The following is a 14645-nucleotide window of genomic DNA, read 5'->3' on the forward strand; positions in this document are numbered from 1 at the left end:
CAACAAAAATCCGGCCGGAAGTGATCGCACAGCACGCCCGCGTGCACGTAGGTGACCGTGACGATGAGCCTCCACAAGCTGACGGCGGGGTCGGGGTACGACTACCTGACCCGCCAGGTCGCAGCGATGGACGCCACGGACAAGGGCCACACCGGGCTGGCGAGCTACTACACCGAGAAGGGCGAGACCCCCGGCGTGTGGGTCGGCTCCGGCATGGAGGGACTCGAGGGACTCGACGCCGGCGACGTCGTCACCGCTGACCACATGCAGAGCCTGTTCGGCTCCGGTCACCACCCGCTGGCCACCCAGCGGACCAAGGACCTGGACCTGCGCATCGGCCGCGACGGCGTCGACCGGCCGACCGACGCGGACTACAAGACGGCCCGCCAGCTCGGCACGCCGTACAAGGTCTACGACAACGACATCAGCCCGTTCCGGATCGAGGTCGCCAAGCGCATCGCGGCCATCAACGAGGCCGCCGGCCTGCCGGGTGACTGGCCGGTCCCCGCGGCCGACCGGGCGAAGGTCCGTACCGAGGTCGGCACCGAGTTCTTCCGTGCTGAGCACGGCCGCGAACCCGCCGACGCACGCGAGCTGGCCGCCGCGATCGCCAAGCACTCCCGACCGAAGACCAACGCGGTGGCCGGCTACGACCTGACCTTCTCCCCGGTCAAGAGCGTCTCGGTGCTGTGGGCGATCTCCGACCCGAAGACCGCCGCGGTGATCGAGTTGGCCCACCAGGCAGCGATCAAGGACGCGCTGGACTTCATCGAGTCCAAGGCACTGTTCACCCGCCGTGGCACCAACGGCGTCCGCCAGGTCGACGTCCGGGGCCTGGTCGCCACGGCGTTCACCCACCGCGACTCCCGCGCCGGGGACCCTGACTTGCATACGCACGTCGCCGTGGCGAACAAGGTCCAGACGCTCGACGGCAAGTGGCTGGCCATCGACGGCCGGCCGCTGCACAAGGCGGTCGTCTCGGCCTCGGAGACCTACAACACCGCGCTCGAGCGGCACCTCGTCGACGCCCTCGGCGTGCGGTTCGAGGAGCGACCGAACGAGGACGCCCGCAAGCGGCCCGTGCGCGAGATCGTCGGCGTCGACCCCGAGCTGAACCGCCGCTTCTCCAAGCGCCGCGCCAACGTCGAGGACCGCCGCAAGGTCCTCGCGGCCGCGTTCCAGGCCACCCACGGCCGGCCACCCACACCGGTGGAGACCATCCAGCTGTCCCAGCAGGCGACGCTGGAGACCCGCGAGGCCAAGCACGAGCCGCGCTCGCTGGCCGAGCAGCGCGAGACCTGGAGCCGTGAGGCCATCGAGGTGCTGGGCACCCCTCAGCGGGTCAAGCAGATGGTCCACGGCGCACTGAACCCGAAGGGCGCAGCGCGGTCGCTGGCCGACTCGGCCTGGTTCGCCAAGACCACCGACCGGATCGTGGCGACGATGGAGGGCAGTCGCAGCACCTGGCAGTACTGGCACGTCTACGCCGAGGCCCAGCGGCAGGTCCGGGGCGCCAACGTACCCACCAACCAGGTCTCCCAGGTCGTCGAACTGCTCGTCAGCGAGGTCCTAGACGGCCGCTCGGTGAGCGTGGCCCGACCCTGGGACACCATCAGCGAACCGGCCGAGCTGCGGCGCGCGGACGGGGCCTCGGTCTACACCCAGAGCGGCGCCGAGCTGTTCACCTCGGGCAAGGTACTCGCCGCCGAGCAGCGCCTGGTCGAGGCCGCCGGCCGCCACGACGGGTACGCCGCCGAGGCGTCCTCGGTCGACCTGGCGCTGCTCGAGTCGACCGCCAACGGCATCACCCTCAACGCCGGACAGGCCACGCTGGTCCGCGGGATGGCCACCTCCGGCGCCCGGCTGCAGCTGGCGATCGCGCCCGCCGGATCCGGCAAGACCACCGCGATGCGAGCCCTGGCCAGCGCCTGGGCTGATGGTGGCGGCACCATCATCGGTCTGGCTCCCTCAGCGGCGGCCGCAGACGCGCTCCGCTCGCAGATCGACACCCAGACCGACACCCTGGCGAAGCTGACCCACTCCCTCGAGCAGGCCCGCGAGACCGGCGCCGCGATGCCCGCCTGGGTTGCCGGCATCGACTCCTCCACCCTCGTGGTCATCGACGAGGCCGGGATGGCAGACACCCTCTCGCTGGACGCGGCGGTGTCCTACATCCTCGAGCGCGGCGGCAGCGTCCGCCTGATCGGCGACGACCAGCAGCTCTCGGCGATCGGCGCCGGCGGAGTGCTGCGCGACATCCGCGCCACCCACGGATCCCTGCAGCTGACCGAGCTCGTCCGGTTCAAGGACCCCGCTGAGGGCGCCGCCTCGCTCGCGCTGCGCGAGGGCAAGCCCGAGTCGCTCGGCTTCTACCTCGACCGCGACCGGGTCCACGTCGGCGACCTGGCCACCATGACCGAGGACGTGTTCGCGGCCTGGCAGGCCGACCGCGCCGAGGGCCTGGACTCGATCATGCTCGCCCCGACCCGCGACCTGGTCAGCGAGCTTAACCAGCAGGCCCGCGCCCACCGGCTCGAGGGGATCGACCCGGCCGACCCCGACTACGAGGCCGCCAGTGGCCCGGTCCGCCGGCTCGCCGACGGCAACGAGGCGTCGATCGGCGAGCTGATCATCACCCGCGAGAACGATCGTCGCCTGCGTACTTCGGCTACCGACTGGGTGAAGAACGGCGACCGCTGGAACGTGCTGGAGATCCACGACGGCGGCGAGCTCACGGTCCAGCACACCCAGCACGGCCGCACCGTGCGGCTGCCCGCTGACTACGTCGCCCGGTCCACCGAGCTCGGCTACGCGTGCACCGTGCACACCGCCCAGGGCGTCACCGCCGACACGATGCACGGCCTGGCCACCGGCAGCGAGTCGCGCCAGCAGCTCTACACGATGATGACCCGCGGCGCGCACGCGAACCACGTCTACCTCGAGGTCGTCGGCGACGGCGACCCGCACTCGGTGATCCACCCGACGCTGGTCCGACCGCTCACGCCGACTGACATCCTCGAGTCGATGCTGGCGCGCGACGACACGCAGCGGTCCGCAACCAGCCTGCTGCGCGAGCTGGCCGATCCGGCCACCCGGCTCGGCGAGGCGTCCCAGCGCTACCTCGACAGCCTCTACGTCGCCGCAGAGGATCTCCTGCGCCATGACCACGTTGGCCAGGACGCCAACGGCGCCCCTATCAACGTGGTCGACGCCTTGGACAACGCGGTCGAGACGCTGGTCCCCGGACTCTCGGAGGAGGCCGCCTGGCCGACCTTGCGTGCCCATCTGCTGCTGCTCGGCGCGGCCGGCGAGAACCCTGTCGACGCGCTGCGGGCCGCTGCCGGCGACCGGGAGCTGGAGAGCGCGCACGACCGTGCGGCGGTCCTCGACTGGCGCCTGGACGCCTCCGGGCTGCGCAACGCCGGCTCCGGGCCGCTGCCGTGGATGCCCGCGGTCCCGGCCCGCCTGGCTGAGGACCCGCACTGGGGCACCTACCTCGCCCAGCGCGCGCACCTGGTCGAGCAGCTCGCCGGCCAGGTCCGCACGCGAGCGACCGACCAGGCCGCACTGCCGGCGTGGGCACAGAACGGTCTGCGGCCGGAGGCCGCCACGGTCGCCGACGTCGAGGTCTGGCGGGCCGCCATGCAGGTCCCGGTCGACGACCGGCGACCGACCGGTGCACCGCAGTTGCAGAAGGCCTCCGCGACCTGGCAGCGGCGGCTCAACCGCGCCGTCACCGGCGACCACACGCCGGCGCTCAAGGAATGGCGCCAGCTGCTCTACTCGCTCGCCCCGCAGGTCCGCGACGACGAGTTCACCCCGTTGCTCGCCGAGCGACTCGCCGCGATGTCGCGCGCCGGCGTCACCGCCCACGAGCTGCTGCGCACCGCCACCGCGGCCGATCACCCGGCCGGGCCGCTGCCCGACGAGCACGCCGCTGCGGCCGTGTGGTGGCGCATGGCCCGTCAGCTCACCCCGGCCGTTGCCTCCCAGATCGGCGACGGCTCCCACGGTGAGAGCGTCACCAGCGAGTGGACTCCGCGGCTCGCGGATCTGTTCGGTCCCGAGCGCGCCGCGAGCATTCAGGCCAGCACCTGGTGGCCCGCGCTCGTCGCGAACGTGGACCACGGCGTGCAGCGCGGCTGGCAGGTCGAGGCTCTGCTGGGTGCCGGGCGGGCGATGCCGAGCGACGGCTGGGATGGCGTCGACGATTGCCAGGCGCTGGTCTGGCGGACCTCGATCGCGTTGGAGACCGCTCCCGACGAGCACGAGCACGAGTACCACTTCGACGAGCCACCCGCAGACCTGTGGGACGGGATCGAGCCGGACCCGGCAACGCTCGTCGACCACGTCACCGACCCCGACTGGGGCGACTGGCCGCTCGCCGAAGACCCCCGCCCGTACGACGAGCACCTGGTCGACGCCGTCGCCGACGACCTGGTCGACGTCGACGAGGACAAGTTCGTCGAGCCCGACCTGACGCTGGCCGCCTACATCCGCGACCTGGGCGGCAGCCGACTGGAGCCCACCGACACCGACCTCCGGCTCGTGTATCAGCGGGCCGACGAGTGGCACTCCTCCCCCGTCTCGCGTGAGCGCATGCTCGAGATCAACGACATGGCACAGGCCTTCTTCGAGGCCCGGTTCACCGACTCGTGGGGCCGCGACTACCTCACCGGACGGTTCGGCATCGACCTCGCCGGCGACGAGCGGTTCCGTCCCGGTCAGGCGCCAGCCGGGTGGACCAACCTGGTCGACCACCTGCGCGGCCGCGGTTTCAGCGACGCCGAGATGGTGGCCACCGGGGTCGCGACCGAGGCCAGCACTGGCCGGCTGATCGACCGGTTCCGCGACCGGGTGATGTTCCCGGTGATCCACCAAAGCGAGGTCCTCGGCTTCGTCGGCCGCCGCCGGCCCGACCTCACCGACGCCGACAAGGACGGCCCGAAGTACCTCAACACAGCCGACACCCCGCTGTTCCACAAGGGCGCCCAACTGTTCGGTGTCGTCGACGAACTGCTCACCGAGGGTGCGGTCCCGGTGATCGTCGAAGGCCCGATGGACGCCGTGGCCGTCACGATCGCCAGCGCCGGCCTCTACCTCGGGGTGGCGCCGCTCGGCACGTCGCTGACCCATGAGCAGGCCGCCCAGCTGGCAGCCGTCGGCCGCGACCCGATCGTGGCCACCGACGCCGACCTCGCTGGCCAGGTCGCGGCCGAGCGCGACTTCTGGATGCTCACCCCGCACGGCCTCGACCCCGGCTTCGCGCGGTTCCCCGACGGCCTCGACCCCGCCGACCTGCTCGCCCAGCGCGGCCCCGCCGCGCTCACTGCCGCGGTGGCCAGCGGCCAGCCCGCCTTCCGCTCGCTCGGTGACCAATTGCTCACCGAGCGGCTGGACAACCTCGCCCCGGAGCAGGCCCAGCTGGCCGCCATGCGGGTCATCTCGGCACGTCCCAGCCGCGCCTGGGAGCCCGGCGCCAACCAGGTCCGGGCCCGCCTGCAACTCTCCCAGTTGCAGGCGCGACGCGACCTGCGCGACGCGATCAAGACCTGGGATGCCGACCCGCGGAAGGCGGCACTGGCCGAGCTCCACAAGAGCAGCGAGGTTCGCGCACGGCTCTCGGCCGCGGCCGAGACGACCCCGGCCGAGCTGTGGGCCACCTTGGCTCGCGAGCTCGACCCGCGGCTGCTTGAGCAGGGCGACTGGCCGGCCACCGCCGCAATGCTGCAGCAGGCCCACGAGCAGGGTCACGACGTCGGCGCCTCCACGCGCGGCCTGGTCGCTGAGAAGCCCCTGGGCGACAGCCCAGCGCGTGACCTGCGCTACCGGATCGTGTCCCGTCTCGAGATCCCGGTCGACACCGGCGAAGGCACCCCGGCGCCGACCCAGTCGCCGGGCGTGGCACGAGATCGGCAGGACGTGAACCGTCCGCGGCCGCCCCGCCGCGGTACCCCACGCCGCTGACCCGCTCCGGAAGGCCGCAAGCTGGTGTCACGGCAAGCCCAACTGCACGATCCTGTGGTCGTGGTGACAGCGATCCCGCCAAGATCCCAAACGGGGCCAGACGAACGCAACTTCACAATGCCCTGGCGTTTGGTCGATCGTCGCAGAAGACGCAGTAGGCCGAGTCGAAGCCGAGAGTGCGGGCGACATCTACGTAGTGCTGCGTCCCCTCATCCCGGTCCTCTGTGAACCATCGGCCGATGACTAGAAGAGCGACCGCAGTGGCGCCCACGTCGAGGAGGCTAAGCGCCGCGCTGAGGCCATTGGTGCCGCGGGTCCAGGTGTCGTCGACGACAAGCACTCGCTGCCCGCACGCGTCCCGGTGCGCATGAAATCGGTCTGCGCGCGGGTCTTGGTGAGCCTCGCCCGCCCCTCCTGACTGAAGCAGTTCGACGAGGCGACCATTCGCCCATCGGGTCGAGTCGAGAATTTCCACAACGGGGTGCTGGCCCGGCCTCGCCTTGCTGCTCGGCACCCAAGTGACGGAGTCGAACCGATTGACACCCGCCTCGCGCGCCAGACATGCACCGTGACGCCAGCCAAAGTCGTCGAGTAGCGCCGCCAAGTCGTCCGCATATAAATCGGCGCCATCCCACTCCTTGTACCGCCACAACGCGTTCGTCAGCGCCTGGCCGTTTGACGCGAGTGAGATCGGCAGCACGGGCACGGCTTGAAGGGACTCGTTGCGTTGCAAAGCTTCTTTGCAGGGCCAGCAGCGCGTGAACGAACCCGCAGGCTGATGGCACGTGTGGCATACGCCCGCCTGAGCCGGGAGCATCGGCAAAAGATCGGTCGGGTCGAATGCCACCTTTGCAACGTACCGACGGCCGATCGCGCCCGCAGACGAATGCGGCTACTCCTCGACGAGCCTGAGAAGGAGGCTCACCACATCGTCGTGGCCCCGAAGCGCGACAGCCTCGCCGCCCGCCTCGCGAGTCAACGACAGGCTGCCCGCGTTGGTCTCCGAAGCCCGTTCAGCCTCGTCGCTAGGAATCGGCACGGCCAGGATGCGGCCTTGCTCGACTGCGAACTTTGCGGTGCTCAAGGTGCCCGACTTCGGCGCGCACTGGATCACGACTGTCGCGGCCGATAGCCCGCTCTGGATCCGGTTCCGGGCGACAAGTGATCGCGGACTTGGCGGCATTCCGGGAGGCTGCTCAGACACCAACGCTCCACCCTCGTCGAGGATTCGCTTGGCGTCAGCGAGATGTTCCTTGGGCGATGGCACGTCTACACCGGACCCGAGAACAGCAATCGTTGCACCGCCAGCGCCAATGGCGGCACGATGCGCGGCGATGTCGATGCCCAAGGCGAGACCAGAGACGACACAAATCTGGTGCGCAGCAGCGCCGGCTGCGACGTACGACGCGGTCGACCGGCCCCACTCCGTGGTCGCGCGGCTGCCCACGATCGCGAGGCGTCGCGCGGGGTCGGGAATCGCGCCGCGCACCCACAGAACGGCAGGCGGGTTCTTGATGCGCCGTAGCGCCATCGGATAGGCCTTATCGAACCACCCGATCAGGTGCATTCCCTCGCGAAGCTCGGCGAAACTGGGCTTGCCGACGGCTTCGACCTCAACGCGGGCGACTGCCTTGCGCGCGTCCGGCGACGCATCGAGCAGAGCATCCCAGGACTTGAAGGTCTCAGCGACTTTGATCGCCCTCGCTGCGCCAACGCCCGGAAGGTCCATGAGCGCGACAAGCGATGCCGCGTCCAACAAGTCGGTCGAGCCGCTGCCGGGCTCCTCCGCCTCGTCGAACAGGGTGGTCTCCACATCATCACCATCTCACGGTCAGAGGGCGTCAGGCGTCGTTCGACCTGCTGCCAGAACCGCATGCGAATGCGGCGACGGATCTGTCCGAACGCTCGGCCACGCCAGGGCGCCCATGATCGCAAACTCACGTCGGTTGCCGGAGGCGGGACGTTCGCGACCAGCGGCGACGGCGGCCATCGCCGCGGCAGCCGGCTGCTGCAGCACGACGTCAACCGGGCTTGTTTGCCCGCTGGTGCGCCAGCTGACTGACCAGGCGAGCAGGGCCTTCGCAAGCGCCACGATCGACAGAACGGGCCCGCCGAGGTAGGCGATAGCCACCACGACGAGGAGCGCTGAGGTCACCTGATCCGGCATCAGTTCTTCGCCTGGGATGTCGACGGGGCGAGAACGCTCAGAATGGCTCTCCCACAACGAAGCGGTGTGTGACTACCCGCTGGCAGGGGTTTCGTTCTCTCAGCGGCGTTCTGACGCCGTTTTGAGCCCGTCGTGCCCACTTCATCGCGATGCAGTGGGCGCGAGCTCCACGTCTGGGATCGCCGACGTCGACGGGATTGCGCGGTCCTCGGCCGCTCGGCCGCGGGCGGCTGTCGCAGGCTCCTCGAGGTCCTCGGTCGCCTCGACCATCTGACGCTGCTCCTCTGTGCTCGGTACACCGTAGCGGCGCTCGGCCATCGCCTCGACCTGCGCTACCGCGTTCCACACGTACTCGCCGGAGCCGTGGGAGTAGCAGGCGTTGACGTGTTCGCGCGCGTGGCCGAGCTCCTTCTTGCGTGAGCGCGGATGCTCGCCGAGAGCCTTGAGGGCGCGCTGGGCTCGGCGGATGGCCTCGGAGCGTTCGTTGATCTGCATCATTCGCGGGGTCCCTTCTCCGTTCGGGTGCGCGGCTGAGCGCCGCCCATCTCGTCGTCGTGGATCTCGCCCGTGTCGAGGTCGACGAGGCCGAGCCGCGGCGGACCAGCCGGCGGTTGTTCGTGTGCCCGCCGGTTGACAGGCAGAGCGTCGATGTCGTGGGCGAACGTGTTCTCGCGGCGCTGGCGGCTGACGTCGGCCAGGTGCTCGTTGTGGCGCGGCTTGGCCGGCCAGCTCTTGTGCTCGTCGTCGCAGTGGGCCCGCAGCCGGTTGCGCAGGCGGTCGGTGAACGCCGGCAGGCAATAGCGGTGCCACTCCTCGAGCGCGTCGCTGGTCATCGCCAACCCGGCCCGCCGGCGCTGGTCGGCCAGGACGGCGATCTCGTGGACCAGGTGCGGGTGCAGGGGCCAGCAGCTGGGGATGAGCCCGGAGACGTCCCAGGTGTACTCGCGGTTGAGCCAGATCACGACGTCCTCGAGCCACTCCCAAAGGTCGTGACGCACCTCGGGGTCCAGGCAGGTCGCCGGCTCCCAGGGTCGCGACAGCAGCGCGTGGTTGCCGAGGGCCTTCTTCTCCTCCTCGGTGCCGTTGATGGCGATGTGGAGCTCGCGGTAGGCGAGCCGGACGTGGTCCCCGGGGACGGGGAAGGGGAAGACCATCAGCGTGGGTGCCGCCCGGCGGGTCTGCTGCTCGGTGGTCACAGTTCACTCCTTACGTGGTCGTTCTCGTCGTCGACGAAGCCGAGACGGCGCGCCTCGACGAGCGCGGCGGTGGCTCGGGCTTCGGGGGTGATGACCATGCGCCGGTCGTTGGTGAGGCGCTCGCGCAGCGCCCGCTGGTCGGCCAGCAGTCGTTCGCCGGCCTTGCCTTCGACGCAGCGGTGCAGCTTGGCGATGATCGGCTTGCCGTTCTCGGCGATCACCAGGGCTTGGCGTTCGGGCAGTTGCCGGACTTCCTCGGGCCGCATGATCGGGATGTCGTCGCCGGAGAAGTTGCGCCCACCGCCACTGGCTCCGCCGGTGGAGTGGGTGACCCGCCCGATGCGGACCGTTCCGAGGAGGTCCGAGATCTCCTGGTTGAAAGCGACGTCCTTGGAGCCGCCGAACATCACCAGGGCGTTGGTGAGGCCGAGCAGTGCTCGGGCCTCGTGCTCGCCGAAGATGCTGGTCAGCTGGGGGCGGGTCTGGGCAGCCCAGATGAACGAAAGCCCTAGCGCGCGCTCGTTGGCCATCCGGGTGCGCAGCGTCGGCAGCGGTGCGGTCGACGGCAGCTCGTCGAGCACCGAGACCAAGGGTGGGCACAGCCGGCCGCCCCACGGGGAACTGTGGGCCAGCAGCAGCCCGGTGTCCAAGACGTGCTCGGCCACGGCGGTCATCAGCGGGCTGGCCGAGGCGTAGGGGTCCTCCCTGCCGAGCAGGTAGATGGTGCCGCGTCGACGGATCACGTTGGCCAGGTCGGTGGCGGGGCGTCCGTGGCTGGGAATGCAGCGGCGGCGGATGTCGGCTTGGAAGAACAGCGACACCGCCTGCTGCACCGTGGTGACGGTGTTGCCGGCGGTGCGGTCGTCGCCGTTGAGTGCACCGTGCAGGAGACCGTGCCAGAACGGCTCGGCGTGCGGGTGCCGACGCAGGATCTCCATCGGCTGCGTAGCGGCGGTTGGGTTGGCCACCCACTGCAGGACGTCCTCGAGGGTCTTTCCGGTCAGGGCCGCGGCGTGGAAGTAACCCTGCAGCACCTTCGCCGACTCCGCGGCGTAGAACCGCGCAGCATCGTCGCCGGTGCCGCCGGTAATAGCGCCCTTCACGGTGCCCGCGGTGAACGCCTTGGCGCGCCGCTCGGCCACCTTGGGGTCCACGCAACCGGCGATCGGATCCCAGATCAGCTCGTCGACGACGCCCTCGGCCAGGCCGAAGGGGTCGAGCACCACGCACGGCCGGTCGTCCCGAGAGCGTTCGGTGAGGCTGAGCAGCAGGTCCTCGACCTTCGTCAGGGTCACCAGGGCGGCACCCGGAGCGCCGAGCAGCGCCGGGGTGAGCAGGTCGAGGGTCTTGCCGGATCCCTGCGGTCCGATCACGCCGGCGGTGCGGTCCCACGGCACCCACAGCTCGCCGCCTCGCGGCTCATGCGCGTCACCGATGCGCCAGCCCACGTCCCAGGGGTCGAACCTCAGCTTCATCGCTCTTCCTTCGTTCGGCGGCCGTCCAGGAGCCACGGGCTGAGGCCGTGGCTCAGCTGCGGGCCGGGTTGTTCGGTGAGGTCGCCGGCGGCGCGCTGGACCGGTGCCGGCGTGGCCGCGGCGTGCTTGCCGTAGAGGTCCGGGCGGACGATGTCGGCGACCTTGCGGAGCCGGGTGACGCCCAGCAGCTTCTCGGCCTCGGCTGTGGTCGCCATGCCGCGCATGCGGCCCGGGCCCCAGCGCTGGTAGGCCCACGCGCCGAGCCAGATGGTCGCGGTCAGCAGCGCGACCTCGGTCAGGGCGAGGCTGACCCAGACCAGGCCGCGGCCGGCCAGATCGTCGGGGGTCGGGCTGGGCAGCCCGGCATCGGCGTGGCCGCCGACCACGCCGAGAAGGCTGGTCCAGAAGGCGGTGCCGATGGGTGACGGGAACGCGCCGGCGTTGGCGTCGGGCCAGGTCCATCCGGCGCCGGCGAGCAGGTTGGCGACTGATCGGCCGAGCTGGATGCCGATGACGATGACGAACAGGGTCGCCAGGACCACGGCTACCGGGATCTCCCAGGTCCACGGGTAGGGGTCTCGTCGTCGCTCACGCTGCATCGGTCTGGCCACCTCCAGGCGGTCGTGGGTCGTTGGGCCTTGCTGGTCACCTATGTGCGCTCAGGGCTCCGGTGCGATCACACGGCGCGACTCGGGCGTGATGCGTGCTCTGCGAGCCAGGTCGAGGGGTCGACGTTGTCGGGGCCGTAGATGGAGCCGTTCTTGAGGTGGACCTCGAAGTGGAGGTGGCAGCCGGAGACGTTGCCCTCCTTGCCGACCTGGCCGATCGGCTCGCCGGCGGCCACGGTCTGGCCGCGGCTGACGTTGACGGTCTGCATGTGGGCGTACCAGGTGGTCAGGCTTCCGGGGCCGGTGGTGACCTTGACCAGCTGCGGCCCAGCCCAGGAACGCTGTGTGGTGTCGATCTCGATGGTGCCGGCGTGGGCGGCGTAGACGGTGGTTCCGCAGGGTGCGGAGAAGTCGGTGCCGGTGTGCCACTTGGACCAGTAGGGACCGGTCTCGTGCCAGTTGTGGTTGTCGGTGCCGATGTACTGCGCGGGCACCGGGTAGACCACCTCGTCGCAGGAGGCGCCCTCGAGGCCGACCGGCTGGACCGAGGCGCCGGGCTTGACGTTGATGTGCACGTGGTCGAGGTGGTTCTCGGTAGCGCTCCCCCGGTCCTCCATCGGCCGCCAGCCCTCGCCTGCGCGGGCGACCGACCAGATCCGCTGGTACCAGATGATGTAGTCGATGCCGAGCTTCTGGGCATTGGCCTTGGCGTAGGCGGCGAGACGGTCGCCCTGCGCACGGCCCGCCGCGTTGAGCGGCACCATGAAGTCGGCCGCGAGCCCGGCCGGGTGGCCGTTGGGGTCGGTGGCGCTCTCGCGGTAGCCGCCGACGGTCTTGATGTCGAACATGGGGCCGAGGATGTTGACCAGCTGGGTCAGCTGCGGCTTGACCGGGCCGAGGTTGTACTTGGCCTCCGCTGTACCGGAGTCGACTGCGCACCCGGCGCTGCTGCCGGCGGTGGTGGCGGTCACCAGCGGGTGGTCGGCGATCTTGCTGGCCTGGGTGCTGGTGTCGACCTCGGCGCCGGCCCAGGTGAGGTTCGTGCCGTAGACGTGGTCGATCGGCGCGTCCTGCTTGGGCTTCTTGCAGGGCTCGGCAGAGCCGCCGAAGGCGTTGCTCAGCTCAGGGGTCAGTGCGCAGTGCGAGGCGTTGCTGCCGTCCTTGCCGTCGTTGAAGTCGCCCAGGATCACCGCAGGGGTGCCCGTGCCGGCGAGCTCGGTCATCGTGGCCAGCTGGCGACGCAGCGCCTCCTGGCGGTGCCCTGCGGCGTTTCCTTGAGTGTTGGCCGGGTTGTGGATACTCCAGACCCAGATCACCTGCCCGGTGGTCGTCGAGGTCAGCTGCACCAGGGGCATGCCGACGTCCTTGCCGCCGAAGTACGGGATGTCGACGAGGCGGTCGTCGGTCTGCTCCCACTCGTTGCGGTCCCAGATCACCCGGTTCTGTGCCTTCCCGCTGGCCGGGTACATCCCCCACTTGGCCGCGTACTGGTTCTCCAGCGCCTGGGCCTGCGGGCCATGCACCTCCTGGAGGCCGGCGATCGTGACGCCGGCGTTCTCGATCGTGCGCATGGCGCCGGGCAGTCGCTTGTCCCAGGTGTCGTACCCGGGCCGCTCCCCTGGCTTGTCGGTGTGGCCGGCGCCGAGCAGGTTGAGGGTGCCGACGGTGACGGGGTTGACGGTCTCGCCCTGGCAGGTGGCGACGTTTGTGGTGGAGCCGTCGTCGGGCAGGTCCGGCAGGTCGCCGCCGAGCAGATCGGTGATGTCGCCGGCGACGTTCTCCCACTGGGCGTAGGCGTCGGGGTAGCCCGAGCGCTGGACTGCCTGCGCGGCCTGGGTGAGCGGCATGTTCTGCCAGCCGGGGATGTCGAGGAGCCCGGGGTTGCCGGTGTGCTGGGCCTGGCCGAAGAACGCGCGGGCCGCGAGGACGGCGTTGGTGATCTCGGCCCGGCTTCCCCAGCCGGCCGAGGGGCGCTGCTGGAACAGGCCGCCGGAGTCGCGGTCACCTCCGGTGAGGTTGACCAGCTTGGACTCCTGGATCGCGGCGGCGATCGCGATCTGCAGCCCGTAGCGGGGAATCTCGAGATCGCGGGCGACCTGGGCGATGGTGATCGCGTTGCGGGCCTGCTCGTCGGTCATGGTCGCGTAGTTGGACGCGAACCGCAGCCGCATCAGCTGGGCGAGCACGTCGCCGGCCGGCGGCTCGGCTGACGTCCGGGCGGTGGTCGCCGCGGGCACGACCCCGTTAGTCGTGGTGGTGGTCTCGGGCGCGCTCTCCGGACCGGCGCCGTTCATCGCGATGCGAGCCGAGAGCCAGTGGTGGTCCGAAACCATCGTGCCGTCCCAGCCCTGCTCGAGCCGGGCGCCCTGGTGGTGCGGGAAGAAGATGAAGTCGACGCCGTGGTTGTGCCATCCGTTGCCGGCGGCCTTCATCTTCGCGGCCGCCGTCCAGGGGATGTCGGTGTAGGAGGCCAGGGTGTTCATGTCGCCGCCGATCAGCACCGGACCGTGGGCGGCGAGGGAGTTGCGCAGCTGCAGCAGGATGTCCATGCCGGCGCCGTATTGCTGGGGCCGGGTCAACGGCGGGTTGCCGTGCTGCTTCGGCCAACGGTGCGGGTTGGTCATGTGGTGGGTGGAAACCACCGAGACCACGGAGCCGTCGGCGCGGCGCAGCATCACCCATGTCGCGAAGCGATCCCACGTGACCGGACGACCGTCGTAGAAGGTCTTGTCGTCGTCGACGAGCTGGACCCGGCCGCCGTTAACCTTCGTCCAGGTCGAGCTCTTCCAGAGCACGACGTTGCCCATGGCCTCCTCGGCGCCGGTGCCGGTGCCGGCCGGGGCTGCCACCCGGAAGGCTGAGTAGCCCGGCGTGGCGGCTTCGATCTGCTCCAGGCTCCAGCCGCTGGCCTCGTTGAGGGTGACGAACTCCGGGTTCTTGGACAGGACCTTGGGCATGGAGGCCCGGAACCCGTCGAGGCCGGAGCGGCGCGGGATGTTGGCCTGCGCCATAGTGATCTTGCCGTTGACCGGGCCGCCCACCGGGCCGTCGATGGCTCCGAGGTCACCGAGCTCGGTAGGCGCGGTGCCTTGGCTGCTCTGGGTGCGGCACTCGGCGGCCGCGGTGGTCGTCATCACCACGATCAGCGTCACGAGGAACGGCAACCCCATGAAGATGATCAGGACGGGCAGTCCCGCGAGCAGCAGCTTCTTCATGACAGGTCAGTCCCGAG

9 protein-coding genes are annotated in these 14645 nt (G+C 70.4%); 1 reads left to right on the forward strand and 8 read right to left on the reverse strand.

Features of this window, described 5'->3' with window-relative positions:
- Positions 1-63 precede the first annotated feature (63 nt).
- Entirely contained in the window at positions 64-5967 is a 5904-nt protein-coding gene (mobF, locus tag ENKNEFLB_RS14965) for a MobF family relaxase (protein WP_214056141.1), read from the forward strand.
- A 112-nt stretch (positions 5968-6079) separates the two neighbouring features.
- On the opposite strand, the gene ENKNEFLB_RS14970 is transcribed toward mobF, so the two are convergent.
- From ENKNEFLB_RS14970 to ENKNEFLB_RS15005, 8 genes are all read right to left on the reverse strand, one after another.
- Positions 6080-6814 carry a hypothetical protein gene (locus ENKNEFLB_RS14970; protein WP_214056142.1) on the reverse strand — a complete coding sequence of 245 codons (735 nt, stop codon included), beginning with the start codon at positions 6812-6814 and terminating at the stop codon, positions 6080-6082.
- Positions 6815-6859: 45 nt separating this feature from the next.
- Complete coding sequence (locus tag ENKNEFLB_RS14975) at positions 6860-7780, reverse strand: DNA-processing protein DprA (RefSeq protein WP_214056143.1); 921 nt, start codon at positions 7778-7780, stop codon at positions 6860-6862.
- Between the two features lie 18 nt (positions 7781-7798).
- Positions 7799-8134, reverse strand: coding sequence for a hypothetical protein (locus ENKNEFLB_RS14980; RefSeq protein WP_214056144.1), 336 nt, complete (start codon positions 8132-8134; stop codon positions 7799-7801).
- 141 nt (positions 8135-8275) lie between these two features.
- Positions 8276-8632, reverse strand: coding sequence for a hypothetical protein (locus tag ENKNEFLB_RS14985; protein ID WP_214056145.1), 357 nt, complete (start codon positions 8630-8632; stop codon positions 8276-8278).
- A complete protein-coding gene (locus ENKNEFLB_RS14990) occupies positions 8629-9330 on the reverse strand; it encodes a hypothetical protein (RefSeq protein WP_214056146.1) in 702 nt (233 codons plus the stop codon). Before ENKNEFLB_RS14990 ends, ENKNEFLB_RS14985 begins: the two co-directional genes overlap by 4 nt.
- Positions 9327-10805 (reverse strand): type IV secretory system conjugative DNA transfer family protein, encoded by a 1479-nt coding sequence (locus ENKNEFLB_RS14995; RefSeq protein WP_214056147.1) that lies wholly within the window; start codon positions 10803-10805, stop codon positions 9327-9329. Before ENKNEFLB_RS14995 ends, ENKNEFLB_RS14990 begins: the two co-directional genes overlap by 4 nt.
- A complete protein-coding gene (locus tag ENKNEFLB_RS15000; RefSeq protein WP_214056148.1) occupies positions 10802-11404 on the reverse strand; it encodes a hypothetical protein in 603 nt (200 codons plus the stop codon). Before ENKNEFLB_RS15000 ends, ENKNEFLB_RS14995 begins: the two co-directional genes overlap by 4 nt.
- Positions 11405-11481: 77 nt before the next feature.
- Positions 11482-14628 (reverse strand): VldE C-terminal domain-containing protein, encoded by a 3147-nt coding sequence (locus ENKNEFLB_RS15005; RefSeq protein WP_214056149.1) that lies wholly within the window; start codon positions 14626-14628, stop codon positions 11482-11484.
- Positions 14629-14645 lie beyond the last annotated feature (17 nt).

Origin of the sequence: Nocardioides aquaticus (genome assembly GCF_018459925.1) — a bacterium.
Taxonomy (GTDB): domain Bacteria; phylum Actinomycetota; class Actinomycetes; order Propionibacteriales; family Nocardioidaceae; genus Nocardioides; species Nocardioides aquaticus.